Source organism: Pseudoduganella ginsengisoli (assembly GCF_009720865.1).
Classification (GTDB): Bacteria; Pseudomonadota; Gammaproteobacteria; order Burkholderiales; family Burkholderiaceae_D; genus Rugamonas; species Rugamonas ginsengisoli.
Window position 1 is genome coordinate 51,024 of the sequence record NZ_WNLA01000004.1, and the last position, 27,000, is coordinate 78,023.

30 protein-coding genes are annotated in these 27,000 nt (G+C 61.6%); 20 read left to right on the forward strand and 10 right to left on the reverse strand.

What is annotated here, in order from left to right; all coding sequences use genetic code 11:
* Positions 1-2: 2 nt before the first annotated feature.
* From GM668_RS08500 to GM668_RS08515, 4 genes are all read right to left on the reverse strand, one after another.
* Complete coding sequence (locus GM668_RS08500) at positions 3-719, reverse strand: ABC transporter ATP-binding protein (RefSeq protein WP_155438537.1); 717 nt, start codon at positions 717-719, stop codon at positions 3-5.
* On the reverse strand, positions 716-1,957 hold the full coding sequence (locus tag GM668_RS08505; protein ID WP_155438538.1) for an efflux RND transporter periplasmic adaptor subunit: 1,242 nt from the start codon (positions 1,955-1,957) through the stop codon (positions 716-718). Before GM668_RS08505 ends, GM668_RS08500 begins: the two co-directional genes overlap by 4 nt.
* Before the next feature lie 76 nt (positions 1,958-2,033).
* On the reverse strand, positions 2,034-5,921 hold the full coding sequence (locus GM668_RS08510) for an ATP-binding protein (RefSeq protein WP_211923365.1): 3,888 nt from the start codon (positions 5,919-5,921) through the stop codon (positions 2,034-2,036).
* Positions 5,922-6,021: 100 nt separating this feature from the next.
* Positions 6,022-6,930, reverse strand: a complete 909-nt coding sequence (locus GM668_RS08515; protein WP_155438539.1) for a LysR family transcriptional regulator ArgP — start codon at positions 6,928-6,930, stop codon at positions 6,022-6,024.
* Positions 6,931-7,042: 112 nt separating this feature from the next.
* Between GM668_RS08515 and GM668_RS08520 the strand changes: the two genes are divergently transcribed.
* A complete protein-coding gene (locus tag GM668_RS08520; protein WP_229499078.1) occupies positions 7,043-7,663 on the forward strand; it encodes a LysE/ArgO family amino acid transporter in 621 nt (206 codons plus the stop codon).
* A gap of 44 nt (positions 7,664-7,707) precedes the next feature.
* On the opposite strand, the gene GM668_RS08525 is transcribed toward GM668_RS08520, so the two are convergent.
* Entirely contained in the window at positions 7,708-8,688 is a 981-nt protein-coding gene (locus GM668_RS08525; RefSeq protein ID WP_155438540.1) for a hypothetical protein, read from the reverse strand.
* A 257-nt stretch (positions 8,689-8,945) separates the two neighbouring features.
* On the opposite strand from GM668_RS08525, the gene GM668_RS08530 reads away from it, so the two are divergent.
* The 13 genes from GM668_RS08530 to GM668_RS08590 all read left to right on the forward strand — a co-directional run bounded on the left by GM668_RS08530 (position 8,946) and on the right by GM668_RS08590 (position 18,724).
* A complete protein-coding gene (locus GM668_RS08530; RefSeq protein ID WP_155438541.1) occupies positions 8,946-9,704 on the forward strand; it encodes a uracil-DNA glycosylase family protein in 759 nt (252 codons plus the stop codon).
* Between the two features lie 156 nt (positions 9,705-9,860).
* Positions 9,861-10,334, forward strand: a complete 474-nt coding sequence (gene iscR, locus GM668_RS08535; protein ID WP_154380371.1) for a Fe-S cluster assembly transcriptional regulator IscR — start codon at positions 9,861-9,863, stop codon at positions 10,332-10,334.
* 27 nt (positions 10,335-10,361) lie between these two features.
* Positions 10,362-11,639, forward strand: a complete 1,278-nt coding sequence (locus tag GM668_RS08540; RefSeq protein WP_155438542.1) for an IscS subfamily cysteine desulfurase — start codon at positions 10,362-10,364, stop codon at positions 11,637-11,639.
* 33 nt (positions 11,640-11,672) lie between these two features.
* Entirely contained in the window at positions 11,673-12,056 is a 384-nt protein-coding gene (gene iscU / locus GM668_RS08545) for a Fe-S cluster assembly scaffold IscU (protein WP_155438543.1), read from the forward strand.
* Positions 12,057-12,069: 13 nt separating this feature from the next.
* A complete protein-coding gene (gene iscA, locus GM668_RS08550) occupies positions 12,070-12,393 on the forward strand; it encodes an iron-sulfur cluster assembly protein IscA (RefSeq protein ID WP_155438544.1) in 324 nt (107 codons plus the stop codon).
* A gap of 11 nt (positions 12,394-12,404) precedes the next feature.
* Positions 12,405-12,917, forward strand: coding sequence for a Fe-S protein assembly co-chaperone HscB (gene hscB, locus GM668_RS08555; RefSeq protein ID WP_170305556.1), 513 nt, complete (start codon positions 12,405-12,407; stop codon positions 12,915-12,917).
* 11 nt (positions 12,918-12,928) lie between these two features.
* Entirely contained in the window at positions 12,929-14,809 is a 1,881-nt protein-coding gene (hscA, locus tag GM668_RS08560) for a Fe-S protein assembly chaperone HscA (RefSeq protein WP_155438545.1), read from the forward strand.
* Positions 14,810-14,925: 116 nt separating this feature from the next.
* Positions 14,926-15,267 carry an ISC system 2Fe-2S type ferredoxin gene (fdx, locus tag GM668_RS08565; RefSeq protein WP_170305557.1) on the forward strand — a complete coding sequence of 114 codons (342 nt, stop codon included), beginning with the start codon at positions 14,926-14,928 and terminating at the stop codon, positions 15,265-15,267.
* Positions 15,267-15,461 (forward strand): Fe-S cluster assembly protein IscX, encoded by a 195-nt coding sequence (gene iscX / locus GM668_RS08570; protein WP_155438547.1) that lies wholly within the window; start codon positions 15,267-15,269, stop codon positions 15,459-15,461. Before fdx ends, iscX begins: the two co-directional genes overlap by 1 nt.
* Entirely contained in the window at positions 15,448-16,347 is a 900-nt protein-coding gene (locus GM668_RS08575; RefSeq protein WP_155438548.1) for a class I SAM-dependent methyltransferase, read from the forward strand. Before iscX ends, GM668_RS08575 begins: the two co-directional genes overlap by 14 nt.
* A gap of 82 nt (positions 16,348-16,429) precedes the next feature.
* A complete protein-coding gene (gene ltaE / locus GM668_RS08580; protein WP_155438549.1) occupies positions 16,430-17,458 on the forward strand; it encodes a low-specificity L-threonine aldolase in 1,029 nt (342 codons plus the stop codon).
* Positions 17,458-18,186: an RNA pseudouridine synthase gene (locus GM668_RS08585; protein ID WP_155438550.1), complete on the forward strand. Its 729-nt coding sequence runs from the start codon at positions 17,458-17,460 to the stop codon at positions 18,184-18,186. Before ltaE ends, GM668_RS08585 begins: the two co-directional genes overlap by 1 nt.
* A gap of 46 nt (positions 18,187-18,232) precedes the next feature.
* Positions 18,233-18,724, forward strand: coding sequence for a hypothetical protein (locus GM668_RS08590; RefSeq protein WP_155438551.1), 492 nt, complete (start codon positions 18,233-18,235; stop codon positions 18,722-18,724).
* Between the two features lie 6 nt (positions 18,725-18,730).
* On the opposite strand, the gene GM668_RS08595 is transcribed toward GM668_RS08590, so the two are convergent.
* Positions 18,731-19,555, reverse strand: a complete 825-nt coding sequence (locus GM668_RS08595; protein ID WP_229499080.1) for an alpha/beta hydrolase — start codon at positions 19,553-19,555, stop codon at positions 18,731-18,733.
* A gap of 79 nt (positions 19,556-19,634) precedes the next feature.
* Between GM668_RS08595 and GM668_RS08600 the strand changes: the two genes are divergently transcribed.
* From GM668_RS08600 to GM668_RS08610, 3 genes are read left to right on the forward strand one after another with little or no spacing between them, the layout of a single operon-like run.
* Positions 19,635-20,162, forward strand: a complete 528-nt coding sequence (locus GM668_RS08600) for a DUF2975 domain-containing protein (RefSeq protein WP_155438552.1) — start codon at positions 19,635-19,637, stop codon at positions 20,160-20,162.
* Positions 20,162-20,404: a helix-turn-helix domain-containing protein gene (locus tag GM668_RS08605; RefSeq protein ID WP_155438553.1), complete on the forward strand. Its 243-nt coding sequence runs from the start codon at positions 20,162-20,164 to the stop codon at positions 20,402-20,404. The genes GM668_RS08600 and GM668_RS08605 overlap by 1 nt, the downstream gene beginning before the upstream one ends.
* On the forward strand, positions 20,404-20,889 hold the full coding sequence (locus tag GM668_RS08610; protein WP_155438554.1) for a GNAT family N-acetyltransferase: 486 nt from the start codon (positions 20,404-20,406) through the stop codon (positions 20,887-20,889). The genes GM668_RS08605 and GM668_RS08610 overlap by 1 nt, the downstream gene beginning before the upstream one ends.
* On the opposite strand, the gene GM668_RS08615 is transcribed toward GM668_RS08610, so the two are convergent.
* Genes GM668_RS08615 through GM668_RS08630 form a run of 4 tightly spaced genes read right to left on the reverse strand, consistent with a single transcriptional unit; the run spans position 20,886 to position 23,212 of the window.
* Entirely contained in the window at positions 20,886-21,416 is a 531-nt protein-coding gene (locus GM668_RS08615; protein ID WP_155438555.1) for an RDD family protein, read from the reverse strand. The genes GM668_RS08610 and GM668_RS08615 overlap by 4 nt on opposite strands.
* A complete protein-coding gene (locus GM668_RS08620) occupies positions 21,406-22,239 on the reverse strand; it encodes a DUF3106 domain-containing protein (protein WP_155438556.1) in 834 nt (277 codons plus the stop codon). Before GM668_RS08620 ends, GM668_RS08615 begins: the two co-directional genes overlap by 11 nt.
* Before the next feature lie 2 nt (positions 22,240-22,241).
* Complete coding sequence (locus tag GM668_RS08625) at positions 22,242-22,646, reverse strand: DUF3619 family protein (protein WP_155438557.1); 405 nt, start codon at positions 22,644-22,646, stop codon at positions 22,242-22,244.
* Positions 22,643-23,212, reverse strand: coding sequence for an RNA polymerase sigma factor (locus tag GM668_RS08630; protein ID WP_155438798.1), 570 nt, complete (start codon positions 23,210-23,212; stop codon positions 22,643-22,645). Before GM668_RS08630 ends, GM668_RS08625 begins: the two co-directional genes overlap by 4 nt.
* Positions 23,213-23,694: 482 nt before the next feature.
* On the opposite strand from GM668_RS08630, the gene GM668_RS08635 reads away from it, so the two are divergent.
* The 3 genes from GM668_RS08635 (at position 23,695) to ilvC (ending at position 26,998) form a co-directional block, all read left to right on the forward strand.
* Positions 23,695-25,422, forward strand: a complete 1,728-nt coding sequence (locus GM668_RS08635; protein WP_155438558.1) for an acetolactate synthase 3 catalytic subunit — start codon at positions 23,695-23,697, stop codon at positions 25,420-25,422.
* Positions 25,422-25,913, forward strand: coding sequence for an acetolactate synthase small subunit (ilvN, locus tag GM668_RS08640; protein ID WP_154380409.1), 492 nt, complete (start codon positions 25,422-25,424; stop codon positions 25,911-25,913). The genes GM668_RS08635 and ilvN overlap by 1 nt, the downstream gene beginning before the upstream one ends.
* A gap of 68 nt (positions 25,914-25,981) precedes the next feature.
* Positions 25,982-26,998, forward strand: coding sequence for a ketol-acid reductoisomerase (gene ilvC / locus GM668_RS08645; protein WP_155438559.1), 1,017 nt, complete (start codon positions 25,982-25,984; stop codon positions 26,996-26,998).
* The last annotated feature ends 2 nt before the right edge of the window (positions 26,999-27,000 follow it).

Sequence of the window (27,000 nt, forward strand, 5' to 3'; positions counted from 1 at the left end):
GTTCAATCCACTCCGGCAGCTTCGGACGTGGCCGGTCTCAGTTCCCCTTTCTCCAGGTGCACCAGCGTGCGCGCCTGGGCGGCGGCGTGGGCGTCGTGCGTGACCATGACGATGGTCTTGCCCAGCTCCCCGTTCAGGCGCCGCAGCAGCGCCAGCACGTCCGTGGCCGACTGGCGGTCAAGGTCGCCAGTCGGTTCATCGGCCACGATCAGCGCGGGATCCGTGACGATGGCGCGGGCAATGGCGACGCGCTGCTGCTGGCCGCCCGACAATTCATTGGGCGTATGGTCCATGCGGTCAGCCAGTCCCACCATGGCCAGCGTCATTTCCACCCGTTCGCGCCGTTCGCGCCGCGGCAGGTTGGTCAACAGCAGCGGCAATTCCACGTTTTCATACGCGTTCAGCACGGGCATCAAGTTATAGAACTGGAAAATGAAACCCACGTTGGCGGCGCGCCAGTGCGCCAGCGCGGATTCCGGCATGGCGGCGATGTCCAGGCCATTGACTTGCAGCACGCCGGAATCGGGCTTGTCGATCCCCGCGATCAGGTTCAGCAGCGTGCTTTTGCCGGAGCCGGATGGACCCATCAGCGCAGTGAACGCGCCCGCGGGAATGTCGAGCGTGATATCCGTCAACACGGGCACCACTTGGCCGCCGCGCCGGTACGATTTCACCAGGTTGGCGATGTGCACCAGCGGCGCGGCGGGAGCGCCGCTCATGGTTTGCCTGCCAGACGCACTTCCTGGCCATCGCGCAATGCCGGCGCTGGTTTCAAGACGGCTTTATCGCCGGCCTTGATGCCGCCAGTAATGCCGCCAGTAATGCCGCCAGTGAGCTGCACCAGTTCCCCGACCTTGCGGCCAGGCGTGACGGGTACTTGCCTGACTTTGCCATCGGCGGCAATGAACAGCACGGATTTGCCATCGCGCGTGGCGACGGCGCCGGGCTGCACGGCCAATACCGGCGTGCGGTCGGCTGGCGGCACGGGCTGCGACAGGAACGCGACTTTCGCGCTCATGTCGGGCAGCACGCGGGCATCGCGTTCATCGAAGCGCACTTTGACCAGCAACGTCGCCTTGCTGCGGTCGACAGTCGGCACCATGCGCGATACGGCGCCGGCCAGCCGGATGTCGGGGAAGGCGTCGAGCTGGATTTCCGCCGGCTGGCCGGCGCGGATTTTCGCCAGCATGGACTCCGACACATCGGCTTCGACTTCCAGCGTTTCCATGTCGGCGATGGTGACGACGGCGCCTTTGCTGTCGGCAGCGGAAGAAAACGGCGTGATGTTGTCGCCCACGTTGGCATTCTTGGTCAGGATCACGCCGTCGAACGGGGCGCGGATGCGCGTCTGTTCCAGCGCCACCTGGGCCGCCTGCGCGCCTGCCTGCGCCATGGCGATGGCGGCTTTTTGCGCCGTGACGGCGGCATTGGCCTTGTTGTAGCGCGCTTGCGCCGTATCGGCGGTGGCGGCGGCAATGAAGCGCTGCGCCAGCAATTCATTGGCGCGCTGGTACGCTTGTTTGGCGTCGGCCAGTTCCGCGCGCGCCTGTTCCAGGTTGGCTTGCGCCACTTTGATATTGGCTTGCGCCTGGGCCAGCGCGGCTTCCTGGTCGCGGCTTTCCAGCCGGGCAATCACGTCGCCAGCCTTGACTTTCGACCCTTCCAGCACACCCAGCCATTCCAGCCGTCCCGTGGCTTTCGATGACAGGGCGGCTTTGCGCTGCGCCACCACGTAGCCGGTGGCGTTCAGCAACGTCAGGTTTTGCGATGGCCAGGCCACCGAGACGGTGGCGGTTTCCACTTCCGGCCTGGCGCCGGAGCGCGATGCAATGACGGCGCCGATGGCGGCGGCGGCCATGATGGCAACGGTGATGTTCACCCAGCGCCGCCGCCCGGGGCGGGGCGCGGTGGCGCTGCGGTCGATTTTCAGTTTGGCGAGCTGCGGCGGTTCGGTCATGGACGCCTCGGTGCGGTGGGCTGATCTGACCGATGGTGCGGCAAATTCGTTCTACATGCAAGACCCCGGCGCCACATTACGCCGATGATTCGATCAGCGCCGCCAGCTGGACGGGATTCACGGGCTTGACCAAATGCGCGCTGAACCCTGCCGCCGCCGAACGGTGCTGGTCCGCAGCCTGGCCATACCCCGTCAGCGCCACCAGCCGCAAGCCCGATAGCTGCGGACGGCGGCGCAATTCAGCGGCCAGTTCATAGCCATCCATGCCGGGCAAGCCGATGTCGAGGATGGCCAGGTCCGGCTGCAGCCGCTCCGCTTCCTTCAGCGCGCTGGCCGGGTCGGACAGCGCATGCACTTCATGTCCCTGCATCGCCAGCAATTCGCTGAGCGCGTCCAGCATGTCGGTATTGTCGTCCACCAGCATGATGCGGCGGCGCAGCGCGGCCGGCAATGCCTGTGTGGCCGGCGCCGGCATGGCGGCGGGCTGCAAGGCGCTGTCCGAGCCTGACGCCAGCGGCAGCCGCACTTCAAAAACGCTGCCCTGGCCAGGCCCTGGGCTGTAGGCTGACACGATGCCGCCGTGCAGCGAAACCAGGCTGCGCACGATGGCCAGCCCCAGTCCGAGGCCGCCGTGCGCACGGTCCAGCGCCTGCGGTTCCTGCACAAACAAGTCGAACAGGCGCGGCAGCATGTCCGGCGTAATGCCGATACCGTTATCGGCCACGCGCAGCACGCAATGGCCGTCTTCCGCGTGGGCCCGCAGCGTGATGCTGCCGTTGCGGTTCGTGTATTTGGCGGCATTGGTCAGCAAATTCGACAGTACTTGCGTAAAGCGTACCGGATCGGCATCAAGCGCCAGGCCCTGCGCCGGCACATCCACGGTCAAGTGGTGGCTGCGTTCTTCCAGCAGCGAACTGACAGTTTCCACGGCCTGCGCCACCAGCGGCGCCAGTTCCACCCGCTCCCGCTGCAGCACGACTTTGCCCTGCGCGATACGGGCCACGTCCAGCAAGTCATCGACGAGGCGCACCAGGTGGCGCGCCTGGCGCTCGATGACCGCATGTTCGCGCAGCACATGGTCCACGCCTTTCAGTTTCATGAGTTCCAGCGCGACTAAAATCGGCGACAGCGGATTGCGCAGCTCATGGCCCAGCATGGCGAGGAATTCATCTTTCGCGCGGTTCGCCACTTCCGCCGCGCGCCGCGCCCGCACCAGTTCCGTCACTTCATAGGCCACCACCGCCACCCGGTCCACCATGCCTGCGGCATTGCGCACAGGCTGGTGCACGTAATCGAAATGGCATTCTTCCAGTTCGCCGTGCGCGCCGCGCGCCAGCCACACGCGGCGCGTATTGACCACTTGCGCGTGCCCGCTCGCATAGGCGCGTTCCAGTTCTTCCAGCACGCCTTGACCCTGCAATTCTGGAAATGCCAGGCGCAAGGGCTGGCCTGTGGCGTCGCGGCCGTTGACCAGTTCGCGGAAGCGGTCATTCATCAATTCCACCACCAGCCCCGGCCCGCGCAGGATGGCAATGGCCATGGGCGCTTGCTGGAATACCGTGGCCATGCGGTGCGAATGGGCTTTTTCCAGCTGGCGCAGGCGATTGCGCATCAATTGCGCTTCCGCGCGGGACAGCAATTCACGGGCGGAAAACGGCTTGACGAGGTAATCGTCGGCGCCCGCATGGATGCCTTCGAGGCGGGCTTCCTCACCAGCGCGGGCGGACAGCAGCAGCACCGGCGTGTCTTGCAAGCGGCGGTCGGCCCGCAGCGCGGCGAGCAGGCCAAAGCCGTCGAGCTCGGGCATCATGACGTCGGATATCACCAGGCCGGGCGGATCGGCGCGTGCGCTGTCGAGCGCGGCGCGGCCATTGGCCACCATCGTCACGCGCCACCGCTCGCTCAGCAAGCGGTGCAGGTAAAGCCGCATGTCGGCATTGTCGTCGGCCACGATGATATGGCCGGTTTCCGCCAGCACGGCGGCTTTTGCCAGCACGGCTGCCGTGACGGCCGTGGCGTCGGATACGTCGGCCAGCGGCATGGGCTGCATGGGGGCGAGCGGTGGCAGTGGCGCCGGCAGCGGCGGATAGTCCTGGTCCGGCAGCCACCGCGCCGCTTCCGCGGTAAAGCTGCGCACGGCATTACCGGCCGGTGCTGTGGGCGGTGCGCTGATCTGGTCGTCGCGCAAGTGCGCGCGGCCCAGCGGCAGCGTCACAGTGAAACGGGTACCCACGCCAGGCTCGCTGTGCACAGTGATGGCGCCGTGGTGCAATTCCACCAGGTCGCGCACCAGCGCCAGGCCGATGCCGCTGCCTTCATGGCTGCGCGACTTCGCCCCTTCGATGCGGCGGAAGCGTTCAAACACGTGCGGCAAGTCGCCGGCCGCGATGCCCACGCCGCTGTCGGCCACGCACAGCACGGCGTGCTGCCCTTGCTGCTGCAGCGTCACCCGGATGCCGCCCTCGAACGTGAACTTGAATGCGTTCGACAGTAAATTCAGCACGATTTTTTCCCACAGCGACGCATCGGCATACACCGGCATCGCCAGCGGCATGCATTGCACATCCAGTTGCAATCCCCCGTTTTCAATCAGGGAACGGAAGCCGCTGGCCAGGTCGCTGGTCAGCGCCGCCAGGTCAGTGGGGGCAAAGGATGCGTGCATGCGGCCTGCCTGCACCCGGGAAAAGTCCAGCAGGGTGTTGACGAGGCGCTGCAAACGCAGTGCATTGCGGTGCGCCAGTTCCAGCCGGCCACGCTGTTCGGGCGGCAGGCTGGCGCTGTCGGCCAGCGCATCTTCCAGCGGTCCCAGCATCAAGGTCAGCGGCGTGCGGAATTCATGGCTGACATTGGAAAAGAATGCCGTCTTGGCGCGGTCCAGTTCCGCCAGCATGTCGGCCCGTTCACGCTGCGCTTGCGCGGCCATGGCATTTTGCATGGCGGCCGCCACCTGCGCCGCCACCAGTTCAAAGAACGTGCGGTATTCCGCGTCGAGTTTGCACGCGGGGCTGGCGCCCATGATCAGCACGCCCGCGGCTTGGTCCTGGCCGGGCATTTGCAGCGGCAGCGCCAGCGCTTGCGTGATGCGCTGGTTGGCCAGTCCCAGCGGCAGCGCATCGAGGTCGCCCACGGGCAGCAATTCCGGGCCGCCGCCCAGCCACAGGCGGCGCAGCGGCCAGCGGCAACTGTCTGCAGGGGCCGCACCCGGCGCCTCGGCCGCCAGCACGATTTCGTGCGGCGCGATGGCGTGGCCTTCCGCGCCGCACGGCACATGGGCCGCCTGCTGCAGGCGCGCCACGCCGCCGGCGATCGTGTACAGCAGCGCAAACGGAATATCCTGCGGATTGGCGGCAATGGCCTGCATGGCTTTTTCGCAGGCGCCAGGCAGGCAATCTTCACGCAGCGCTTCGGCCGACAGCGCCGTCAGCGACGCCAGCCGGCGCGTATTCTGGTTGGTGGACGTGGTATTGGTGGATGGGCAAAACAAGCCGCCCACGCCGCCCGACTCATCCACCACGGGGCTGTATGAAAACGAATACCACGTTTCTTCGACCCACGTGCCCCGGTTCATGAACAGTTGCACGTGCTCGTACGACGATTCGCCGTGCCGGAACACTTTGTCCACCAGCGGCGCGCAATAGTCCCAGATTTCCGCCCACACCTGGCTGGCGGGACGGCCCAGCGCCAGCGGATGCTTGGCGTGGCTGAGCACGTCGATATAGGCGTCGTTGTACAGGAACGTCGCTTCCGGCCCCCAGCCCAGCCACATCGGGTGATTCGAGTTGAGCATCAGGCTGACGACCGTGCGCAAGCTTTGCGGCCACGCGTGCAGGTCGCCCAGCGGCGTATCGGTCCAGTCATAGGCGGCGATGCGCGCGCCCATTTCGCCGGGGGCGGCAAGGAAGGACAGGCTGCCTTGCCTGGCATCGCGCGCCGATGGCAGGCAGGCTTGGATGGGCTCGTTCAACGTACTCTCGCTCCGGTTACCATCAGTCGATGCAATTTATTTCATATTGACACGATGTTACTGTACGCGGCGCACGCGCAGGCCACAAGCGCCGCACCTGTCAACGTGCGGCGCGGGATACCGGCCGCAAGATATGGCGGCCTGCCGCCAGTACAGCCGCGCTCAGCCGTTCCAGTTTGGGCGATTGCACGCGCCAGCTGTGCCAGTACAGCGTGACGTCGCTATGGCAGCCGGGCGCCATGTCGATGATCACGCCTTTTTCCAGCCGGTCTCCCACCTGTTGTTCCGGCACCATGCCGTAGCCCATGCCCAGCTCGATGGCTTGCACGAAGGCAGGGCTGGACGGGATGTAATGGCACGGATAACTGCCTGGCGCCAGGCCGAATTCGCGCTGCATGAAGTTGGCCTGCAGCAAATCTTTGCGGTCGAATACCAGCATGGGTGCGCGCCGCGCCGGCTCACGCGCGAGGCCATCGGGAAACCACCGGCGCGCAAACGCGGGCGACGCCAACATGTTGTAGCGCATCACGCCCAGCGGCTCCACCACGCAGCCGCGCATCGGCTGCGGTTCAGTTGACACGCCGGCCAGCGCCAGGCCCCGTTCCAGCAGCGTGTACGTGTGGTCCTGGTCGTCCAGCGCGATATCGAGCATCAGGTTTTCTTCAATAAGGAAGGGCGCCAGTTCCGGCAACAGCCAGTTGGCCAGCGTGTCGTGGTTGACGGCCAGCGGCACGGACAGCGGGCGCGCATCGTCTTGCCGCGACTCGGCGAGGAATTCCTGTTCCAGCAATTTACTGCGGCGCAGGTATTGGGCCAGGTGCTGGCCCGCGCGCGTCGGGCGGCAGGGGCGGCTGCGGATCACCAGCGGCGCGCCCTGTGCCGCTTCCAGCGCACCGATGCGCTGCGACACGGCCGACGCCGTGATATGCAATTGTGCGGCAGCCTGCTCGAAGCTGCCTGTGTCGAGGATGGCAAGCAGGGTGTCGGCCTGGCGGGGATCGGGCAGCATGGCGGACCTTTACATTAGAAATTCTTAAGTAACCTCATAAATATTAATGCAGCTTCATTTTATCTGCCGGGCAAGCCAACATCAGCCCATGACTTGACGACAGGAGGTTGCGATGCTGGTACCGGCAGTGTTTTTGAATGGATTAGGGATGGGCGCCAGCCTGATCATGGCGATCGGGGCGCAAAACGCGCATGTGCTGCGCATGGGCGTGTGGCGGCGCCACGTCGGCGTGACAGTGGCGGCCTGCATTGCTGTCGATATCGTGCTGATTGCAGCCGGAGTGGCCGGCATGGGGGCGCTGATCCAGTCATCGCCGTTGCTGCTGGGTGCGGCGCGCTGGGGCGGCGCGGCGTTCCTCGTGTGGTATGGCTTGCGCAGCTGGGCGTCGCTGTTGCGCACGTCGACACTGGAAGTGCGGGACGATGGCGTGCAAGCGGACTGGCGGCGCGCCCTGGTCACCATCCTGGCCCTGTCGCTGTTGAACCCCCACGTTTATCTGGATACGCTGGTGCTGCTGGGCTCGCTGGGCGGCCAATATGCGCAAGCCGACCGTCCCAGTTTTGCCGTGGGCGCCATGACAGCGTCGCTGCTGTGGTTTACCGCGCTGGGATATGGCGCCAGCCGCCTGTCTGCATGGCTGCGGCAGCCGCTGGTGTGGAAGGGGATTGAAGCATTAACGGGCGCCGTCATGCTGGCTTTGGCGGCCGGACTGGCAGGGCAGGGACACATCTAGTGCCGGGCCCGCCGGACAGGCCCGGCGGCCCCGATTATCCCTGCTCAGTTGTTGCGGGCCTTGGTCAGCGCATCGGATATCACGGCGATGACTACCGCTATGCCCAGCAGCAGCATCACCGAACTGGGCTCTTTCAGCCACTTGATAAAACGTGAAATCATGCCGGGTTCCGCGCCAGGGTCGAGATCGAAGTCGCAGTCACTGCAGCGCCTGTATTGTTGTGGGGCGGGGTCGCTGCGGGGAGCGCGCGAATCGGCCGAATGCATGGCGTAAGGGCTGGCCATATTTTTCGGCGAACTATTCAGTGATTGCGAGTAGGTAACATATTCCGCCATGGCTGCGCTGCGGTTGGTACTGACATAAACACTGCCTTCCGGACAACTCCGCTGGTTGGATGCGCCTACCGTGTTGTAGCTGCCATCCTTGGCAACGCACAGGCTGTTAAAGTCCCGGTCAACGGCGCCGCTGCCGTAGCCTGCGCCGTTGTTGGGCGCGCTGATTTGCTGGTACGGGGCGGACGCGATGCTGGCGGCTTCGCGGGCGCTGCCCTGGTCCGTGTCGAACTGGGAAACCAGCGCCCGTACACTGCTGTAGGCTTGTAGCATCTTCAGCTTGACCTTCCACTTGAGTTCCTCATCGCTGGCGTACTGGTCAGCGGCCTCAATCGCATGGGTGGGTACACTATAGGAAGGGCCCGGCTGGCTGCCGGGCGACGACAGGACTGAGTCCGTACGGACGGCAGCAAAAGTCGACGTGAAGTAGCTGATGTCGTTGCCGGCGGCAGCTTCATTCGCCGGGGCGGCAAGCTGGCTCGGTGCGGGGACCGCCGTTGCGCCGGCCAGGAGCTGGCAACCGCCATCGGACGTGCATCCCGGCTGCGAATCCGCTGCATTGGCGCGGTTGTTTTGTACCTGGCGTTCGCTGGCGCTGGGCGCCACCAGCGTGACCACGGTGGCGCTGGCAGTCTGACTGGCCACTAGCAGGAACAGCACGGTAATTTTTCGAACGATGGCAGGCAGTTTCATCGCTACGTCCCCTCATATTATTCCCTCTTGTTAAAGAGGTGCGCGGATTGCTCTACATTAACCCAAGCATAAGGCGTGCCTTGCATAAAAAAATGAACTAAATCAATAACTTGGTATTGCGATTATTCAATGAAAAATTCCCAGTGTAAAGAAAACCGATTTATTGCCTGCTGGAATTTTCATAGGCAATAGCTATTGCCAAGTGGGAAGCTGTGGAGCGGTCTGCTAGAATCGCCGCTTTTGCCCATCTTTGCGCCATGCCGATTCCTTCCCACCTGATTGAGGCGCTGGAGCGCGCCGACGCTTCCTGGCGCCCTGTGCTGGCTGCCGGTTTGCAGGCCATGCATGCCGCGACGCCGGCATACTTCGAGACGTTGACGGACTTCCTGCCGACGGAGCAGCGCCTGTTTGCCGCGTTTGCGCAGCCGATGGACCGGGTGCGTTATGTGTTGATCGGCGAGGGGCCGTATCCGCGCGCGGAAAGCGCGACCGGCGTGTGTTTCATGGATGGCGCCGTCAAGGGCCTGTGGTCGGAAGAAGAGGGCGGCGGCTTGTCGAAAGCTGTCAATAAAGCCACGTCGCTGCGCAATTTCATGAAAATGCTGCTGGTGGCGGACGGCCGCCTGGCGCCGGACGATACGGGCACGCTGGCGCTGGCCCGCATTGCCGCGCAATCGCGCGGCGTGCCGGGCGTCGTGCAATCGCTCGGTGAAATTCAGCAAAAGTTCTTTGACGCGGGTTTCCTGCTGTTGAATGCCACGCTGGTATTCCGTGAAACCGTGGCGCCGGCAAAAGATGCGAAAGCGTGGATGCCATTCCTGCAAACCGTGCTGGCGGCGCTGAACGAACAGCAGCCAACGTTAGTGTTGTGGGGAAAGATTGCCGAACAGCTCAATAAGCTGGAAGAGGCGCAAGCGTTGCCGCAAATTGCCGCTGAGCACCCTTATAACCTCAGCTTTATTACCAATAGCAATATGCACGCGCTGTTCAAGCCGATGGGCTTGTTACGCTGTTGAAACACCCGTAAAAACGCGCACACAGCCTCGACTGGCGGCGTCAGCGGCGTCGCCTGACAAGAATAGTCAAATAAGGTATACTTGACTAAATCGTTCAACTAATCAGTCTTTAAGTGATGTTGAACAAGGAAGTATTCTAACTCAACCGAGGTTGTGATGCGTCTGACCACCAAAGGCCGTTTTGCAGTGACTGCGATGATTGATCTGGCTTTGCGCCAAGGCAAAGGCCCGGTCACGCTGTCTGGCATCTCGCAACGCCAGGCGATTTCGCTGTCTTACCTGGAACAATTGTTTGGCAAGCTGCGCCGCCATGAAATCGTTGAATCGATCCGTGGCCCCGGCGGCGGCTACAGCCTGGCGCGCCGTGCCGACAAGGTGACGGTCGCCGACATCATCATTGCAGTGGATGAACCGCTGGACGCCACCCAGTGCGGCGGCAAGGAAAACTGCCATGGCGCCGACGCCGCCACGGGCGCGCGCTGCATGACCCACGAACTGTGGGCCACCCTGAATGAAAAAATGGTCGATTACCTGGACTCCGTTTCCCTGCAGGACCTGGTCGATCAGCAAAAACAGAAACATGCCGAGCAAAACGTCGTGGTCATGCACCGCAACGCTGCTTTGGGCTAAACCAGCTGCAAATATTTGGAGTAATTGATGAACGCCCCTGAAAAAACCGTCGCCCAGGCTCAGGTACTCACTGCCCCGGTGGAATTCCACACCGCGCCGCACTTCCCGATCTACATGGACTATTCGGCCACGACGCCAATCGATCCGCGCGTGGCCGACCAGATGATCCCGTACCTGCGCGAACAGTTCGGCAACCCGGCTTCCCGCAGCCACATGTATGGCTGGACCGCCGAGAAGGCCGTGGAAGAGGCGCGTGGCCACGTGGCGGCGCTCGTCAATGCGGACCCGCGTGAAATCATCTGGACGTCCGGCGCGACGGAATCGAACAACCTGGCGCTGAAAGGCGCGGCGAACTTCTACAAAACCAAGGGTAAGCACATCATCACCGTCAAGACCGAGCACAAGTCCGTGCTGGACACGGTGCGTGAACTGGAGCGCCAGGGCTTTGACGCGACGTACCTGGAACCGCAAGATAACGGCCTGATCACGATCGAGCAGCTGACCGCGGCCATCCGTCCGGACACCATCGTGGTATCCGTCATGCTGGTCAATAATGAAATCGGCGTGATCCAGCCCATCGCGGAAATCGGCGAACTGTGCCGCTCGAAAGGCATCATCTTCCATTGCGACGCGGCGCAAGCCACCGGCAAAGTCGCGATCGACTTGCAAAAAACCAAGGTTGACTTGATGACCTTCACGGCGCACAAGACTTATGGCCCGAAAGGCGTGGGCGCGCTGTACGTGTGCCGCAAGCCGCGTGTGCGGATCGAAGCGCAAATGCACGGCGGCGGCCATGAGCGCGGCCTGCGCTCCGGCACCTTGCCGACCCACCAGATCGTCGGCATGGGCGAAGCTTTCCGCCTGGCCAAAGTCGAGATGGACAGCGAAATCGGCCGCATCAAGGCACTGCGCGACCGCCTGGCCAAAGGCTTGCAGGAAATCGAAGAAACGTACATCAACGGCGACATGGAGCACCGCGTGCCGCACAACCTGAACGTCAGCTTCAACTACGTGGAAGGCGAATCGCTGATCATGGCAGTGAAAGACCTGGCGGTATCGTCCGGTTCGGCCTGCACGTCGGCATCGCTGGAACCATCGTACGTGCTGCGCGCGCTGGGCCGCAGCGATGAACTGGCGCACAGCTCGATCCGCTTTACCATTGGCCGTTTTACGACCGAAAAAGATATCGACTTCGCCGTGGACTTGATGAAGTCCAAGGTGGGCAAGCTGCGCGAACTGTCGCCGCTGTGGGAAATGTACAAGGACGGCGTCGATATCAGTTCCATCCAGTGGGCCGCCCACTAATCGCGTACAAAATTGAATAGATAGGAGCATCAAATGGCTTACTCGGAAAAAGTGTTGGACCACTACGAAAACCCGCGCAACGTTGGTTCCTTTGAAAAGGGCGACGATTCCGTTGGCACCGGCATGGTGGGCGCACCGGCTTGCGGCGACGTGATGAAGCTGCAAATCAAGGTGGGCGCGGATGGCCTGATCGAAGACGCCAAGTTCAAGACCTATGGCTGCGGTTCCGCGATTGCGTCGTCGTCGCTGGTGACCGAATGGGTGAAAGGCAAGTCGCTGGATGAAGCGCTGGCCATCAAGAACACGGCTATTGCGGAAGAACTGGCGCTGCCGCCAGTGAAGATCCACTGCTCGATCCTGGCGGAAGACGCCATCAAGGCGGCCGTCAACGACTACAAGGCGAAGCATTCGGCATAAGCTGGAGGACAGTATGGCAATTACCCTGACCGAAAAAGCGGCCAAGCACATCAACCGCTACATTGAACGCCGCGGCAAGGGCCTGGGCCTGCGCTTTGGTGTGCGCACCACTGGCTGCTCCGGTCTGGCCTACAAGCTGGAATACGTGGACGAAGCGGATGAGCAGGACAGCGTGTTCGAATCGCACGGCGTGAAAGTGTTCGTCGATCCGAAAAGCTTGCCGTACATTGATGGCACGGAACTCGATTTCGCGCGGGAAGGCTTGAACGAAGGCTTCAAGTTCAACAACCCGAACGAGAAAGATGCGTGCGGCTGCGGCGAAAGCTTCCGCATTTAATACATCACACCGTGCAGAACCACTTCGAACTCTTTAACCTGCCACAGCAATTTGCCATCGATGCGGGGGCGCTGGACAGCGCCTTCCGCGACGTGCAAAGCCGCGTCCATCCCGACCGCTTCGTCAACGCGACGGATGCGGAAAAACGCGTCGCCATGCAATGGGCGACGCGCGCCAATGAAGCATACCAAACGCTGAAAAATCCGCAGCTGCGCGCCAAATACCTGTGTGAACTCAATGGCGTGGACTTGCAGACCGAGTCCAACACTGCCATGCCGCCGGCCTTCCTGATGCAGCAAATGGAATGGCGCGAAGCGCTGGAAGACGCCAGGGCGCAAAAGGATATCGGCGAGCTGGAACAGCTTGACGGCCAGCTGCGCGGCGCGCGCAAGGCGCAACTGAACGATATTGAAAACCAGTTGAACAGCGGCGACTACCATGCCGCCGCGCAGGGCGTGCGCGCTTTGATGTTCCTGGAAAAATTTGGCGACGAAGTCCGCTTTGCCTTCGACGCGATCGAATAAGAAAAACCCCTATGGCACTTCTGCAAATTTCCGAACCCGGCATGTCGACCGCGCCGCACCAGCACCGGCTGGCGGTGGGGATCGACCTGGGCACCACCAATTCGCTGGTCGCGACCGTCCGCAACAGCATTCCTGAAGTGCTGAACGATGAAGACGGCCATGCGCTGCTGCCATCCGTGGTGCGCTACCTGCCGAACGGCCACGCGCACATTGGCTACAAGGCGCAAGCCGCGCAAACCACGGACCCGAAAAACACCATCGTGTCGGTCAAGCGCTTCATGGGCCGCGGCCTCAAGGACATCGCTTACGCTGAAAACCTGCCATACGATTTCGTCGATGCGCCCGGCATGGTGCAATTGAAAACCGTGGCGGGCGTGAAGTCGCCGGTGGAAACGTCGGCGCAGATTTTGGCTACGCTGCGCCAGCGCGCGGAAGATTCGCTGGGCGACGACCTGGTGGGCGCAGTCATCACGGTGCCGGCGTACTTCGACGATGCGCAGCGCCAGGCCACCAAGGATGCCGCGCAGCTGGCCGGCATCAATGTGCTGCGTTTGCTGTCGGAACCAACGGCGGCCGCCATTGCCTATGGCCTCGACAACGCGTCGGAGGGCTTGTTTGCCGTTTATGACCTCGGTGGCGGCACGTTCGACATCTCGGTATTGAAACTGTCGAAAGGCGTGTTTGAAGTGCTGGCCACCGGCGGTGATTCCGCGCTGGGCGGCGACGACTTCGACCACCGCCTGTTCTGCTGGATCCACGAGCAGGAAAAGCTGGCGCCATTGTCCGATGAAGACACGGCCGTGCTGATGGTGAAGGCGCGCGAAGCGAAGGAACTGCTGTCGACCAAGTCTGAAGTGATGGTAGACGCCATCCTTGGTTCTGGCGAAGAAGTGCACTTGAAAATCACGGCGGAAAAATTCGCCGAGATCACGAAACACCTGGTCGGCAAGACCATGAACGCCGTCAAGAAAGCGCTGCGCGACGCCAATGTCGATGCGGACGATATCGATGGCGTCGTCATGGTGGGCGGCGCCACGCGCATGCCGCACGTGCAGCGCGCCGTGGGCGATTACTTCCACACGATTCCGCACGCGAATATCGACCCGGACAAAGTCGTGGCGCTGGGCGCCGCGATCCAGGCCAACCTGCTGGCCGGTAACCGTGCGCCAGGTGACGACTGGCTATTGCTGGACGTGACGCCGCTGTCGCTGGGGATTGAAACCATGGGCGGGCTGGTGGAAAAAATCATCCCGCGCAACTCGACCATTCCATGCGCCCGCGCGCAGGAATTCACGACGTTCAAGGATGGGCAAACGGCGCTGGCCGTGCACGTGCTGCAAGGCGAGCGTGAACTGGTGGCCGACTGCCGTTCGCTGGCGCGCTTTGAATTGCGCGGCATTCCGCCGATGGCGGCTGGCGCGGCCCGCATCCGCATTACTTATCAAGTCGATGCTGACGGCTTGCTGTCCGTATCGGCCCGCGAATTGCGCTCCGGCGTGGAAGCGTCGATCACCGTCAAGCCATCGTATGGCCTGGGCGATGATGACGTGGCGCGCATGCTGCAAGATTCGTACAAGTCCGCCGAAGTGGACATGAAAGCGCGCGCGCTGCGTGAAGAACAGGTGGAAGCGGAACGCATCCTGCTGGCCACGCAGGCAGCGCTGGATGAAGATGCGGCGCTGCTGTCTGATGAAGAGAAGGCCGCCATTGTCGCGCTGATGGACCGCACCCGCGCGACGCTGGCGCAGTCCAATCAAGGCGCGGTGGACCACCAGGCCGTCAAGCTGGCAGTCGAAGAACTGGCGCGCGGCACGGAAGAATTCGCATCGCGCCGCATGGACCGCTCCGTGCGCAGCGCCCTGGCTGGGAAATCATTAGATCAAGTGGCCTAAGCCGCCGCCCCGAACGCGTCATCCCCGCGAAAGGCTCGGCGCCCGCCGCGGGGATCCATACTGAACCAATCGAAGCCGCTGGCCTGAAGCGGTCCGGTAATCAAAGAGGTCAAGAAGTGCCCCAAATCGTATTCCTCCCCCACGCCAAACTGTGCCCGGACGGCGCCGTCGTTGAAGCCCCGGCCGGCAAGACCTTGTGCGACGTGATGCTGGACAATGACATCCACATCGAGCACGCGTGCGAAAAATCGTGCGCCTGCACCACGTGCCACGTGCTGGTGCGCGAAGGCTTTAATTCGCTGAACGAAGCGACGGATACGGAAGAAGACTTGCTGGACAAGGCATGGGGCCTGGAAGCCGTCTCGCGCCTGTCGTGCCAGGCTGTGGTGGCCGATGAAGACCTCGTCATTGAAATTCCCAAATACACGATCAACCACGCCAGCGAGGGAGGCCACTGATGAAATGGACCGACATTACGGCCATTGCTGAAGCGCTGTACGACAAATTCCCGGAGGTCGATCCCGCGACGATCCGCTTTGTCGACTTGCACAACAAGGTAGTGGAGCTGGACGGCTTCGACGACGACCACTCGCGCGGCGGCGAACGCGTACTGGAAGCCATTCAACAGGCATGGATCGATGAAGCGCAATAAGAATACCGCTGCGGCGACTGCCGCAGCTGGCGGTCTGCCGCAGGGTTTACCACCTGAGGTGCGCCCCGGCCAGTCCATCGAACTGCTGCAGGAACTGCACATCCTCACGCGCGACGGCAAGCTGAATCAGGACAGCCGCCGCAAGCTCAAGCAGGTCTATCACCTGTACCAGTTCATCGAGCCGCTGTTGAAGGAAGTGCGCGAAGCCAACGGCGAACGCGGCGTGTCGCTGGTCGACCATGGCGCGGGCAAATCGTACCTGGGCTTTATTTTGTACGACCTGTTCTTCAAGGGGCTGGACGACGCTTCGCACATTTACGGCATTGAGACGCGCGCCGAGCTGGTGGAAAAATCGCAGCAGCTGGCCGCGAAATTCCACTTCCCCGGCATGTCGTTCCTGCCGCTGTCGGTGGCGGAATCGACCACGTCGCAGGCATTGCCGGAACAGATCGACATCGTCACGGCGCTGCATGCGTGTAATACTGCCACCGATGACGCGATCGACTTCGCGCTGAAGAAAAAGGCCAGGCACATGGTGCTGGTGCCGTGCTGCCAGGCAGAAGTGGCGTCCGTGCTGCGCAAGAACAAGGGACAGTCGCTGGGCAAGAGCGCGCTGACGGAAATCTGGCGCCACCCGATCCACACGCGTGAATTCGGCAGCCAGGTCACCAACGTGCTGCGCTGCCTGCAGCTGGAAGCGCACGGCTACCAGGTCAACGTGACGGAACTGGTGGGCTGGGAACATTCGATGAAAAATGAGCTGATCATCGCGACGTATAAGAACCTGCCGCGCCGCCGGCCCAGCGAACGGCTGCAGGAAGTGCTGGAAACGCTGGGCTTGCAGGAAATGGGACAGCGCTTTTATACGGCGCACGTGCCGGCATGATGGCGCCGCAAATGTAAATGACTTAAGCGACTTGCCGGCGGATCCACGGGTCCGCCGTTTTGTTTTTTAACGGGGAGCCTTGATGACTGATTTCTGGATCGATCTGCGCAGCGACACTGTCACCAAACCATCGGCCGCCATGCGCGACATGATGCAATCCGCGCCGGTGGGCGACGATGTCTACGGCGATGACCCTACCGTCAACCTGCTGCAGGATACGGCGGCCAATTTGTTTGGCTACGAAGCGGCGCTGTTCGCGCCATCGGGCACGCAGACGAATCTGATCGCGCTGCTGGCGCACTGTGGCCGCGGCGATGAATACCTGGTGGGCCAGGAAGCCCACACGTACCGCTATGAAGGCGGCGGTGCCGCAGTGCTGGGCAGTATCCAGCCGCAGCCGATCGCCAACCAGCCTGACGGCAGCCTGGCGCTGGCCGATATCGCCGCGCAAATCAAGCCGGATGATGTCCACTTTGCCCGCACGCGGTTGCTGGCGCTGGAAAACACTATCGGGGGCAGGGTGCTGCCGCGCGAGTATGTGGCGCAGGCGACGGCGTTCGCCCATGACCAGGGACTTGCCACGCACCTCGACGGCGCCCGCATTTGCAATGCCGCCGTACAGCAGGGCGTCAGCCTGCGCGAAGCGGTGGCCGGTTTCGATTCCGTGTCCGTGTGCCTGTCGAAAGGGCTGGGCGCGCCGGTCGGTTCGCTGCTGTGCGGTTCGCGCGCCTTGATTGAGTCGGGCAAGCGCTGGCGCAAGATGCTGGGCGGCGGCATGCGCCAGGCCGGCATGCTGGCGGCGGCCGGCCTGTATGCATTGCGGCACAACGTGCAGCGCCTGGCGGACGACCATGCCAATGCTGCCTTCCTGGCCGCCGAACTGGCAAAGATTCCGGGGCTGTCCGTCAGCACGCCGCAGACCAACATCGTGTACGTCGACGTGCCGCGCGAGGAGATGCAGGGCTTGTCCGATGCGCTGGCTGCGCAGCATATCCGCGTGTCGATGGCGCCCCGCTTAAGGCTCGTTACGCACCTCGACGTGACGCGGGCAGACATGGAAACCACGGCGCAAGTGTTTGCGCAATATTTCAGCAACACGGTTAAAGAATAATGATGGATCAGGAAAATTCCATCCGTCTCGCCAAGCGCGTGATGGATCAGGTGCAGTGTTCGCGCCGCGAAGCGGAAATCTATATCGAAGGCGGCTACGTGCAGGTCGATGGCGTGACGGTTGAAGAGCCGGGCGCGCGTGTCACCGCTGAACAGGCGGTGGCGCTGGCGCCGGATGCGTCGTTGCTGGAAATCAGGCCGGTGACGATCATCGTCAACAAGCCGGCCGGCGTCAATGCCGGCATCGGCAGCGAAGGCTTACCGGTGTTGAGCTGCGTGCGGGAAGACACGCGCGTGGAATCCGTGCGGGGCGAGCGCTTCCTGAAGCGGCATGTGAAAAACCTGGCGATGGAGCCCTGGCTCGATACGCAGGCGACGGGACTGGTGGTGCTGACGCAGGAATTCGGTGTGTCGCGCCGCCTGCAGGAAGGGCTGGAGCAGGAAATCATCGTCGAGGTCAAAGGCAGCATCATCGATAATGGCCTCGCACTGTTGAACCATGGCTTGTCGTTCAATGGGAAACCGTTGGCGCCGCTGAAGGCCAGCTGGCAAAATGAGCACCGTTTGCGCTTTGCCGTGAAGGCGCCCAAGCCGGGCCAGATCGCGCATATGTGCCGCGCCGTCGGCCTGGAAGTGGTCAGCATGAAGCGCATCCGTATCGGGCGGATCGCCATGTCGTCGCTGCCGCTTGGGCAATGGCGCTACCTGAAGCCGTCAGAGCGCTTCTGATTCGGCATATAATCGTTATTGATCAAATAATATTGCAGGAGTTGTGATGTCGGTTCTGGTTGCTGCAGTCTCATTGGTGGCGGCAGTGCAAAGCAAGGCCGCCGTGCCCCAGTATGACTACCGCCAGCCGATGGCCGACGGCGTCTCGCTGGTGGGGATGGATTGCCAGCGCAAGCAGCGCAAGCTGGAACTGGGTTTCTTTTATCCGGACAAGCCGCCGCGCCGCCCGATGGAATTGTGGCGCACGTCCGATCTCGTGAAATTCGACTCCACCACGTGGTTCCTCACGGATGTATATGAAGTCGAGCGCCATTGCCTGATCGGCAAGGACAAGTACGTCGTGCGCTTCCGGGGCGTGCCGGGCGCCAGCAACGCGCAGTGGCAGTGCGGCGGTTCCAGCGGCGCCCATGCCACGGTGTTTAAAAACGGCCGCGTCGTGTTTGATGACGAAATGGCCGTGTGCCAGGACGACAGCTACATCCGCAAGATCGTTTTTTCATCCGGTACGGACATGCCGGTCGTGACCATCGCCCATTGAAGTGAATTAAAGCATTGCCGGGGCGTGCAGGAATGGGCACAGCGCGCCTGCTGTGGCGGGATTCGACAAGACATTGTTATGCCCCGCGCCTTGCGTCACGACGAAGCGCTTATGCGTGGCGGGCAGCGCTTCAAAAACTTTCTGCGCCAGTGCCGGCGGCGTGACTTCGTCGGCCTCGCCGGTCATCATCAGGGTTGGCGCCTGCACGTGCGACAGCTGGGCCGTGTTGTCGGCCGCCAGCAGCGACGGCGCCAGTTCCACGCGGATGAAGGGTTTGAAATACCACGGGATGCTGTTGTTGACCATGTCGCGCGCATTGGTGGTGGTCGATTCCAGCACCAGTCCCGCCACGTTGCGGTGGCGCGCCACCTGTGCCGCGACAAAACTGCCCAGCGACTGGCCATGTACGGCCACTGCGCCGGGATAGCGCTGGTCCAGGTAATCGAAGACAGCCAGTGCATCGTCCGCCATATTGGCCACGGTCGGCGTGCCGCTGCTGCGGCCATAGCCCCGGTAATCCATCATCGCCAGATTCACATTGCATGGCGCCAGCGCTTTGGCCACCTTATCGCCCGCGTCATCGATGTGGAACAGGTTGCCGCCGAAGTACAGCACGGTGAGTTTCGCGCCCGGTTTTTCCAGCAGCACGCCTTTCAATACAGCGCCTTCGGGGCGCGCCAGTTCCATTTCTTTCGCACCGGGCAAATCCAGGTGCTGTTTCGGCGCCTGGCCGGACAGCGCATCAGGGCGAATCAAATGGCGTTCTTCCACCGTGATGGTTTTACATCCGGCCAACAGGGCCAGCATGGCGAACAGCAGGGTCGTGCGCATAGCGGTTCCTTTCACGTATACTGATTGAACTACAATTAAATTTTATCGTAAAACGATAAAACATTATCATATAACAATCATGTCGATCAAAACATTCCGGTTTTTTCTGCTGGTGTTCGTGTTGCTGCAGTCTGTGTACTTCGGTTTTGCGTGGTTTTATCCGCATCCGGTCCCGATGCCGGGATTTCACATGACGTTCTCGCCTGACGGCCTGACGATGGAAGCTGCGTTTTCTTTATCGCCGGCGCAGCGCTGGAGCGGGGCGGCTGTATCGCTGCCAACGCTGGCGCTGCTGATGTATGCGTCGTGGCGGCTCGATGGCTTGCTGCGCGCATTCCAGGCGCGCGATTTGTTTTCCGCTGCCGCCATTGCCCATGTGCGGGCCTTTGCGGGCGGCGCGTTTGGCGCGCTGCTGATGGCGATTGCGGAGCAGCCGCTGCGCGGTTTGCTGTGGCGGCATGTGCTGGGCATCCACGGCGCGGCCGTGCAGATGGGCGTGTCGTCGGAAGCGCTGGTGATGATGGTGGCGTGTGGCCTGTTTTACCTGTTTGGCAGCGTATTGCAGGAAGGCCGCCGCCTGGCTGAAGAAAACGAGGGCTTCATCTGATGGCCATCGTGCTGCATTTGGATGTGATGCTGGCCAGGCGGAAAATCAAATCACGCGAACTGGCGCAGTACGTCGGTATCACGGAACAGAATCTCAGCCTGCTCAAGTCGGGCAAGGTCAAGGGCATCCGCTTTGCCACGCTGGAGCGGATTTGCGAAAAGCTGCAATGCCAGCCGGGCGACATCATTGAATGGGTGCCGGGGCAGGGCGGCGCAGAGGTGGAAGATGGGGGGGATTTCTGATGACGACGCCGCTGTTGATACGCGCAGCGCACCCGTCAGACGCGGCGCTGCTGGTGGACTTGATCCGGGAACTGGCTGTCGTGGAAGGCTTCCCGCATCCGGTGACGGTTACGGCCGATGATTTGCAGGCCAGCCTGTTTGGCCCGCAACCGGCGGCGCACGCGCTGGTCGCGCAAGCCGATGGCGAAGTTGCGGGCTTTGCCGTGTATTACGAGACGTTTGCCACGACCACCGGCAAGCGCGGCCTGCACCTGGACGATTTATTCGTGCGTCCCGCGTTCCAGGGGCGGGGCTATGGCAAGGCGTTGTTGGCGCACGTGGCGGGCATTGCGGAATTGCGGGGCTGTGCGCGCTTTGAATGGTGGGCGTTGAACACCAATGAACCGGCGCTGCGGTTTTATCAAGCGGTAGGGGCGCAGCGCATGGAAGAACTGGTGGTGCACCGCGTGCAGGGCAGTGCGATCCGGGATTTGGCCCGCAGTTAGGCGGCCGGCTGCGCCGCCGCTTTCTTTTCAGGCTTCGGCAATTGCACGAGGCGCGTACCCGCCAGGCGGTCATGCACGAACTGGCGGTCTTTATCCAGCAGCGCCAGCAGCGCCCACACGCCCATGCTGGCGAACATGGCGTACAGCGAGTGCCAGCGCGACAAGCCCAGCGCATAGGACGCCAGGATGCCGGGCATGACCCAGCCCCACGCCAGCACATAGCGCAGCGCGGCGATTTTCAGCGGCACGTGGCTATAGCCGGGAAAGACCAGCTTGATGCGCCACGTGCGCATGGCCAGCGTCTGGCCTTCGCGCGACCACTGGTGTATGAAATAGGCGCCCAGTACGAGGAAAGCCAGCGCCTGGCGCACGTGTTCCGCCAGCGGCGTGTGCGACGCCTGCATCGCTACTTCCAGGATCAGGAAAGGCAGGAATAGCACGGCAAACGCCAGCAGCATTTCATACACGATGGCGATCACGCGCCGCTTGATTGCCGGCGCCGGGCCCTGCGTGGTGTTATTTGACATTGGAAGCGGCAGGTGTGCTGGTGGCAGAGGTTGCTGCTGGCGCCGATGCGCCGGGTGCAGCAGTTGCAGCGGCGGGAGAAGCTGCAACCGTAGCGGCAGCTGGGGCGCTGGCAGGCGGCGGCGCCGCTGCGGCCGCAGCGGACGGCGTCGAGCCCGGTACGGCGCGCTTCACCGGCTGTACGGTTTGAATCTTGCTTTGTGCCGGGGACGGCGGATTGACGACCTGTTTTTTCGGCGCCTTTTCTGCCAACTGCTTCTTTTGTTCCGGCGGCAATTGCTGGTATTGCTCCCACTGCGCGGATTTCTGGCCCGGGACCGGCGCGACTTTTTGCGAGCGGGCGAAGTTTTCACGTACCTGGCGGCGCTGGTCCGGCGTCAGCCGCACCCAGTCGCGCATGCGTTCCTGGACGCGGGCCTGCTCATCCGGCTTCATGGTGTTATAGCGGTTGGCAATTTCCAGCCACTTTTGCTTGCGCAACCCTTCCAGCTTGTCCCATTCGCCCTTCAATGGATCCAGGGCGCGCTGCTGTGAGGCAGACAAGTCTTTCCACAGCGGCTTTTCCATGGCAATCGGCGCCAGGCCCGGCTTGCCGGCCGCCGCAGGTTTGCCGGCAGTTGGCACTGCGGCAGAGGCAGCGGGAGCAGCGGGAGCAGCGGGAGCAGCGGCAGGCTGTGCGGGGGCAGGCGCCGTGGCGGCAGGCTGCGCTGCCGCTGGCGAAGACGAAACAGGCCCCTGCGCAAAGGCGCCGGCGGCCAACAGGACGGATGCGAGCAGTCCGGCCTTGGTAGGGTAGAGGGGGCCAATGCGGCTGGTACGCGCCATCCTTATTGCTCGCGACTTTCTTCCAGATAAGTGTTAAAGCCATGGTCCAGGTAAGCGGACAATGGCAATTCGTCCGACAGCACGGCGGCGTCGAGTTCTGCCAGTTCATTGATGCGCTGCTGCTGTTCGTACTGGTACAAGCCCACCATGCCGGCCACCAGCACCAGCAGCGGTACGGCCACGCTCATACGGCCCAGCCAGCCAAACGGGTGCGAGAAGAAGCCGCCGGCCCCGGCCGTGGCCAGTTCCGATTGCGTCACGCGCACCGGCACATGCGGTTTTTTGCGCGCCATGGCAGCTTTGCGGGCGGCTGCCAGGCGGTCGGTAGTCGAAGCCGGCAGATCATCCAGCTTTTCATTGAGCGCATGGCGCACTTTGTAAGCGAAATTGAGGTCTTCGGTGTTCATAATTTAATTCCCTGGGCTTTTAATGCTTCAGCCAATGTATGTGTTGCGCGTGAGCAATGTGTCTTGACACTCCCTTCGGAACATCCCATTGCTTCCGCGGTTTCAGCCACATCCAGATCATGCAAGTAACGCATGAGGAACGCTTCCCGTTGACGTGCCGGCAGCTTTTGCACCTCGGCGTCGATGGCGCTAAGTATTTGCATACGCTCAACTTTGTCAGCCGACGATTCCGACGCTTCCGTCCCTTGCTCCGCTTCATACGTTTCCAGAATGTCAAAGTCTTCGTGCTCGTCGGCAGAGGATGACATGCCCGAGAACAGGCTTACCCAAGTGTTACGAACTTTTTCACGTCGGAAATAATCAAGGATGGTCGTTTGCAAGATGCGCTGGAACAGCATCGGCAATTCCGACGCCGGTTTATCGCCGTATTTTTCAGCCAGCTTGATCATCGCGTCTTGCACGATGTCCAGTGCGCTTTCTTCCTTGCGCACTGCGTATAAGGCTTGTTTGTAGGCGCGCCGCTCGACGTTTTCGAGGAAGTCCGATAATTCTTTGTCTGTTGCCATGCGATGGGGAAGCGTGCTGCGGGGAGACATGCATCTTAGCAAAAAATGCACCTGGAGGACACCTCCTTCGGCGCTTCCTCGTAAGGGTTTGCACCATATTCGCGTGGGAATGAGCGATATATTAAATTTTCCTTGACCAAAACCATGGGTCTTGATACCTTGCTGGAAGCTTTGCACACCACGAAGCCCTTGGTTTTATCCGGCGAACCACAAAGTCGCCACCGGTAAATCCCGCTTTCATTTGTCAGCAGTTTGCTCTAACCCGTGCCACAAGCGCGAGAAGTATGCAATACCGCGGCAGACACTCAGGCCAAACGAGTTGCGTTTGCGTCGTACTGAACCTTACCTCTCCATGGGTATGGGAATTTGCGCCGTGACCGCAGAAAGAAGGGAAGCCTAGGGATTCTGTCACGTCGTCAGCATGCTTCGCCAGGCAAGAGCATCCGATCAATCTCCCGTATGGACCTTGAAAGGAATGTTTTATGAACACCGAAGCCAACGCACCCATCACGGGCGCGGAAATTGTCGTACGTTGCCTCGCTGAAGAAGGTGTAGAACACGTCTTTGGCTATCCCGGCGGCGCTGTGCTGTACATCTACGACGCCATCTTCAAACAGGACAAGTTCCAGCACATTCTCGTGCGCCACGAGCAGGCCGCTATCCATGCTGCCGACGCGTATTCGCGCTGCTCGCAAAAAGTCGGCGTCGCGCTGGTGACTTCCGGCCCAGGCGTTACCAATGCTGTGACCGGCCTGTCCACTGCCTACATGGACTCGATCCCCATGGTCGTGATTTCGGGCCAGGTGCCCAGCCACGCCATCGGCCAGGATGCTTTCCAGGAATGCGACACCGTCGGTATTACCCGTCCGGTCGTCAAGCACAACTTCCTGGTAAAGGACGTTAAAGACCTGGCAGAGACCATCAAGAAAGCTTTCTTTATCGCCAAAACCGGCCGTCCTGGCCCGGTACTGGTCGATATCCCTAAAGACATCAGCATGCAAAAAGCGGTGTACCACTATCCGAAAGAAGTGGAAATGCGCTCCTACCGTCCAGTGGACAAAGGCCATTCGGGCCAGATCCGCAAGGCGGTGCAAATGCTGCTGGCTGCCGAACGTCCGATGATTTACACGGGCGGCGGCGTCATCCTGGCCAACGCCACCAATGAGCTGACCAAGCTGTGCGACCGCCTGGGCTTCCCTGTCACGAATACGCTGATGGGCCTGGGCGCGTACCCTGCCACCAACGACAAATTCGTCGGCATGCCAGGCATGCACGGCACGTACGAAGCCAACATGGCGATGCAGAACTGCGACGTGCTCATTGCCATCGGCGCCCGCTTTGACGACCGCGTGATCGGCAACCCGAAACACTTCGCCACCAACCCGCGCAAGATCATTCACATCGATATCGACCCGTCGTCGATTTCCAAGCGCGTGAAAGTCGACATTCCTATCGTCGGCAACGTCAAGGACGTGCTGATTGAATTCCTCGCGCAGCTGGATGCTGCCGAGCAAAAGCCGAACCAGGCTGCGCTGTCGAACTGGTGGAAGCAGATCAACGAATGGCGCGGCCGCGAATGCCTGAAGTATTCGACGTCCGACCTGGTCATCAAGCCACAGCAGGTGGTGGAATCCCTGTGGGATGTGACCCGTGGCGACGCGTTCGTGACGTCCGACGTGGGCCAGCACCAGATGTGGGCTGCCCAGTACTACAAATTCGACAAGCCGCGCCGCTGGCTGAACTCCGGCGGCCTGGGCACCATGGGTGTCGGCTTGCCGTACGCGATGGGCGTGCAAATGGCGAACCCGGATGCGACCGTGGCATGTATCACGGGCGAGGGTTCGATCCAGATGAACATCCAGGAACTCGCGACCTGCAAACAGTATCACCTGACCCCCAAGATCATCCTGCTGAACAACCGCTTCCTCGGCATGGTGCGCCAGTGGCAGCAAATCGATTACGGTTCGCGCTACTCGGAGTCTTACATGGACTCGCTGCCTGACTTTGAAAAACTGGCCGAAGCTTATGGCCACGTGGGCATGCGCATCGAAAAACCGGGCGACGTCGAAGGCGCCCTGAAAGAAGCGTTCGGTATGAAGGATCGGCTGGTGTTCATGAACTTCATTACCGATCCAAGTGAAAATGTGTGGCCAATGGTGAAGGCAGGTAAGGGCCTCTCCGAAATGCTGCTGGGTTCGGAGGATCTGTAATGCGACATATTATTTCTGTACTGCTGGAAAACGAAGCCGGCGCCTTGTCCCGTGTGGTTGGCCTGTTCTCGGCCCGCGGCTATAACATCGAAACCCTGACGGTAGCGCCGACGGAAGATCCGACGCTGTCCCGTATGACCATCGTCACTTCGGGTTCCGACGACATCATTGAACAGATCACCAAGCACCTGAACCGCCTGATCGAAGTGGTGAAAGTGGTGGACTTGACCGAAGGCCAGCATATCGAGCGCGAGCTGATGCTGATCAAGGTCCGGGCCGTAGGCAAAGAGCGCGAAGAAATGAAGCGCACTGCCGACATCTTCCGTGGCCGCATCATCGATGTGACCGAGAAGACTTACACCATCGAGCTGACCGGCGCGAAGAGCAAGCTGGATGCCTTCATCGATGCGATTGACCGCACGTCGATCCTGGAAACCGTCCGTACGGGCGGTTCCGGCATCGGCCGCGGCGAGCGCATCCTGAAAGTCTGATCTGCTTCACACATAGCAAACTCACACACATAACGCAGTACGTACCTCATTTTTACCAAGGAAAAACCATGAAAGTTTTCTACGACAAAGACGCTGACCTCTCCCTGATCAAGGGCAAAAACGTTGCCATCATCGGCTATGGCTCGCAAGGCCACGCTCACGCACAAAACCTGAGCGAATCCGGTGTCAACGTGACCGTTGGCCTGCGTAAAGGCGGCGCGTCGTGGCAGAAAGTGGAAGCAGCCGGCTTGAAAGTAGCGGAAGTGAACGACGCGGTGAAAGCTGCTGACGTCATCATGATTCTGCTGCCAGACGAAAACATCGCTCAGGTTTACAACGAAAACGTGGCGCCAAACGCCAAGCAAGGCGCCACCCTGGCCTTCGCGCACGGTTTCAACGTGCACTACGGCCAAGTTGTGCCACGCGCCGACCTGGACGTGATCATGGTTGCACCGAAAGCCCCAGGCCACACCGTGCGTGCTACCTACCGTCAAGGCGGCGGCGTTCCTCACCTGATCGCTGTGTACCAGGACAAATCCGGCAACGCCCGTGACATCGCCCTGTCGTACGCATCGGCCAACGGCGGCGGCAAGGCCGGCATCATTGAAACCAACTTCCGTGAAGAAACCGAAACCGACCTGTTCGGCGAACAGGCTGTTCTGTGCGGCGGCGCCGTTGAACTGATCAAAGCTGGTTTCGAAACCCTGGTGGAAGCCGGCTACGCACCAGAAATGGCGTACTTCGAATGCCTGCACGAACTGAAACTGATCGTTGACCTGATCTACGAAGGCGGTATCGCCAACATGAACTACTCGATCTCGAACAACGCCGAATACGGCGAGTACGTGACGGGTCCGAAAGTCGTGACGTCCGCGACCAAGGAAGCCATGCGCCAGTGCCTGAAAGACATTCAGACCGGCGAATACGCCAAGTCGTTCATCCTGGAAAACAAGGCCGGCGCACCGACGCTGATTTCCCGCCGCCGCATCAACGCCGAGCACCAGATCGAAACCGTTGGCGCCCAGCTGCGTGCGATGATGCCTTGGATCGCCAAGAACAAGATGGTTGACCAGTCGAAGAACTAATC

Bases quoted from the DNA above. Each gene is read 5' to 3' on its own strand.
- GM668_RS08605 (WP_155438553.1), top strand. From the start codon at position 20,162: ATGGCCATCGTGCTGCATTTGGATGTGATGCTGGCCAGGCGGAAAATC.
- iscX (WP_155438547.1), top strand. From the start codon at position 15,267: ATGAAATGGACCGACATTACGGCCATTGCTGAAGCGCTGTACGACAAA.
- GM668_RS08630 (WP_155438798.1), bottom strand. From the start codon at position 23,212: ATGGCAACAGACAAAGAATTATCGGACTTCCTCGAAAACGTCGAGCGG.
- GM668_RS08615 (WP_155438555.1), bottom strand. From the start codon at position 21,416: ATGTCAAATAACACCACGCAGGGCCCGGCGCCGGCAATCAAGCGGCGC.
- GM668_RS08620 (WP_155438556.1), bottom strand. From the start codon at position 22,239: ATGGCGCGTACCAGCCGCATTGGCCCCCTCTACCCTACCAAGGCCGGA.
- GM668_RS08530 (WP_155438541.1), top strand. From the start codon at position 8,946: ATGCCGATTCCTTCCCACCTGATTGAGGCGCTGGAGCGCGCCGACGCT.
- GM668_RS08520 (WP_229499078.1), top strand. From the start codon at position 7,043: ATGCTGGTACCGGCAGTGTTTTTGAATGGATTAGGGATGGGCGCCAGC.
- GM668_RS08600 (WP_155438552.1), top strand. From the start codon at position 19,635: ATGTCGATCAAAACATTCCGGTTTTTTCTGCTGGTGTTCGTGTTGCTG.
- GM668_RS08610 (WP_155438554.1), top strand. From the start codon at position 20,404: ATGACGACGCCGCTGTTGATACGCGCAGCGCACCCGTCAGACGCGGCG.
- GM668_RS08525 (WP_155438540.1), bottom strand. From the start codon at position 8,688: ATGAAACTGCCTGCCATCGTTCGAAAAATTACCGTGCTGTTCCTGCTA.
- iscU (WP_155438543.1), top strand. From the start codon at position 11,673: ATGGCTTACTCGGAAAAAGTGTTGGACCACTACGAAAACCCGCGCAAC.
- iscA (WP_155438544.1), top strand. From the start codon at position 12,070: ATGGCAATTACCCTGACCGAAAAAGCGGCCAAGCACATCAACCGCTAC.
- GM668_RS08625 (WP_155438557.1), bottom strand. From the start codon at position 22,646: ATGAACACCGAAGACCTCAATTTCGCTTACAAAGTGCGCCATGCGCTC.
- GM668_RS08500 (WP_155438537.1), bottom strand. From the start codon at position 719: ATGAGCGGCGCTCCCGCCGCGCCGCTGGTGCACATCGCCAACCTGGTG.
- GM668_RS08575 (WP_155438548.1), top strand. From the start codon at position 15,448: ATGAAGCGCAATAAGAATACCGCTGCGGCGACTGCCGCAGCTGGCGGT.
- ltaE (WP_155438549.1), top strand. From the start codon at position 16,430: ATGACTGATTTCTGGATCGATCTGCGCAGCGACACTGTCACCAAACCA.
- ilvN (WP_154380409.1), top strand. From the start codon at position 25,422: ATGCGACATATTATTTCTGTACTGCTGGAAAACGAAGCCGGCGCCTTG.
- GM668_RS08595 (WP_229499080.1), bottom strand. From the start codon at position 19,555: ATGCGCACGACCCTGCTGTTCGCCATGCTGGCCCTGTTGGCCGGATGT.
- GM668_RS08540 (WP_155438542.1), top strand. From the start codon at position 10,362: ATGAACGCCCCTGAAAAAACCGTCGCCCAGGCTCAGGTACTCACTGCC.
- iscR (WP_154380371.1), top strand. From the start codon at position 9,861: ATGCGTCTGACCACCAAAGGCCGTTTTGCAGTGACTGCGATGATTGAT.
- ilvC (WP_155438559.1), top strand. From the start codon at position 25,982: ATGAAAGTTTTCTACGACAAAGACGCTGACCTCTCCCTGATCAAGGGC.
- hscA (WP_155438545.1), top strand. From the start codon at position 12,929: ATGGCACTTCTGCAAATTTCCGAACCCGGCATGTCGACCGCGCCGCAC.
- GM668_RS08635 (WP_155438558.1), top strand. From the start codon at position 23,695: ATGAACACCGAAGCCAACGCACCCATCACGGGCGCGGAAATTGTCGTA.
- GM668_RS08505 (WP_155438538.1), bottom strand. From the start codon at position 1,957: ATGACCGAACCGCCGCAGCTCGCCAAACTGAAAATCGACCGCAGCGCC.
- GM668_RS08585 (WP_155438550.1), top strand. From the start codon at position 17,458: ATGATGGATCAGGAAAATTCCATCCGTCTCGCCAAGCGCGTGATGGAT.
- GM668_RS08515 (WP_155438539.1), bottom strand. From the start codon at position 6,930: ATGCTGCCCGATCCCCGCCAGGCCGACACCCTGCTTGCCATCCTCGAC.
- GM668_RS08590 (WP_155438551.1), top strand. From the start codon at position 18,233: ATGTCGGTTCTGGTTGCTGCAGTCTCATTGGTGGCGGCAGTGCAAAGC.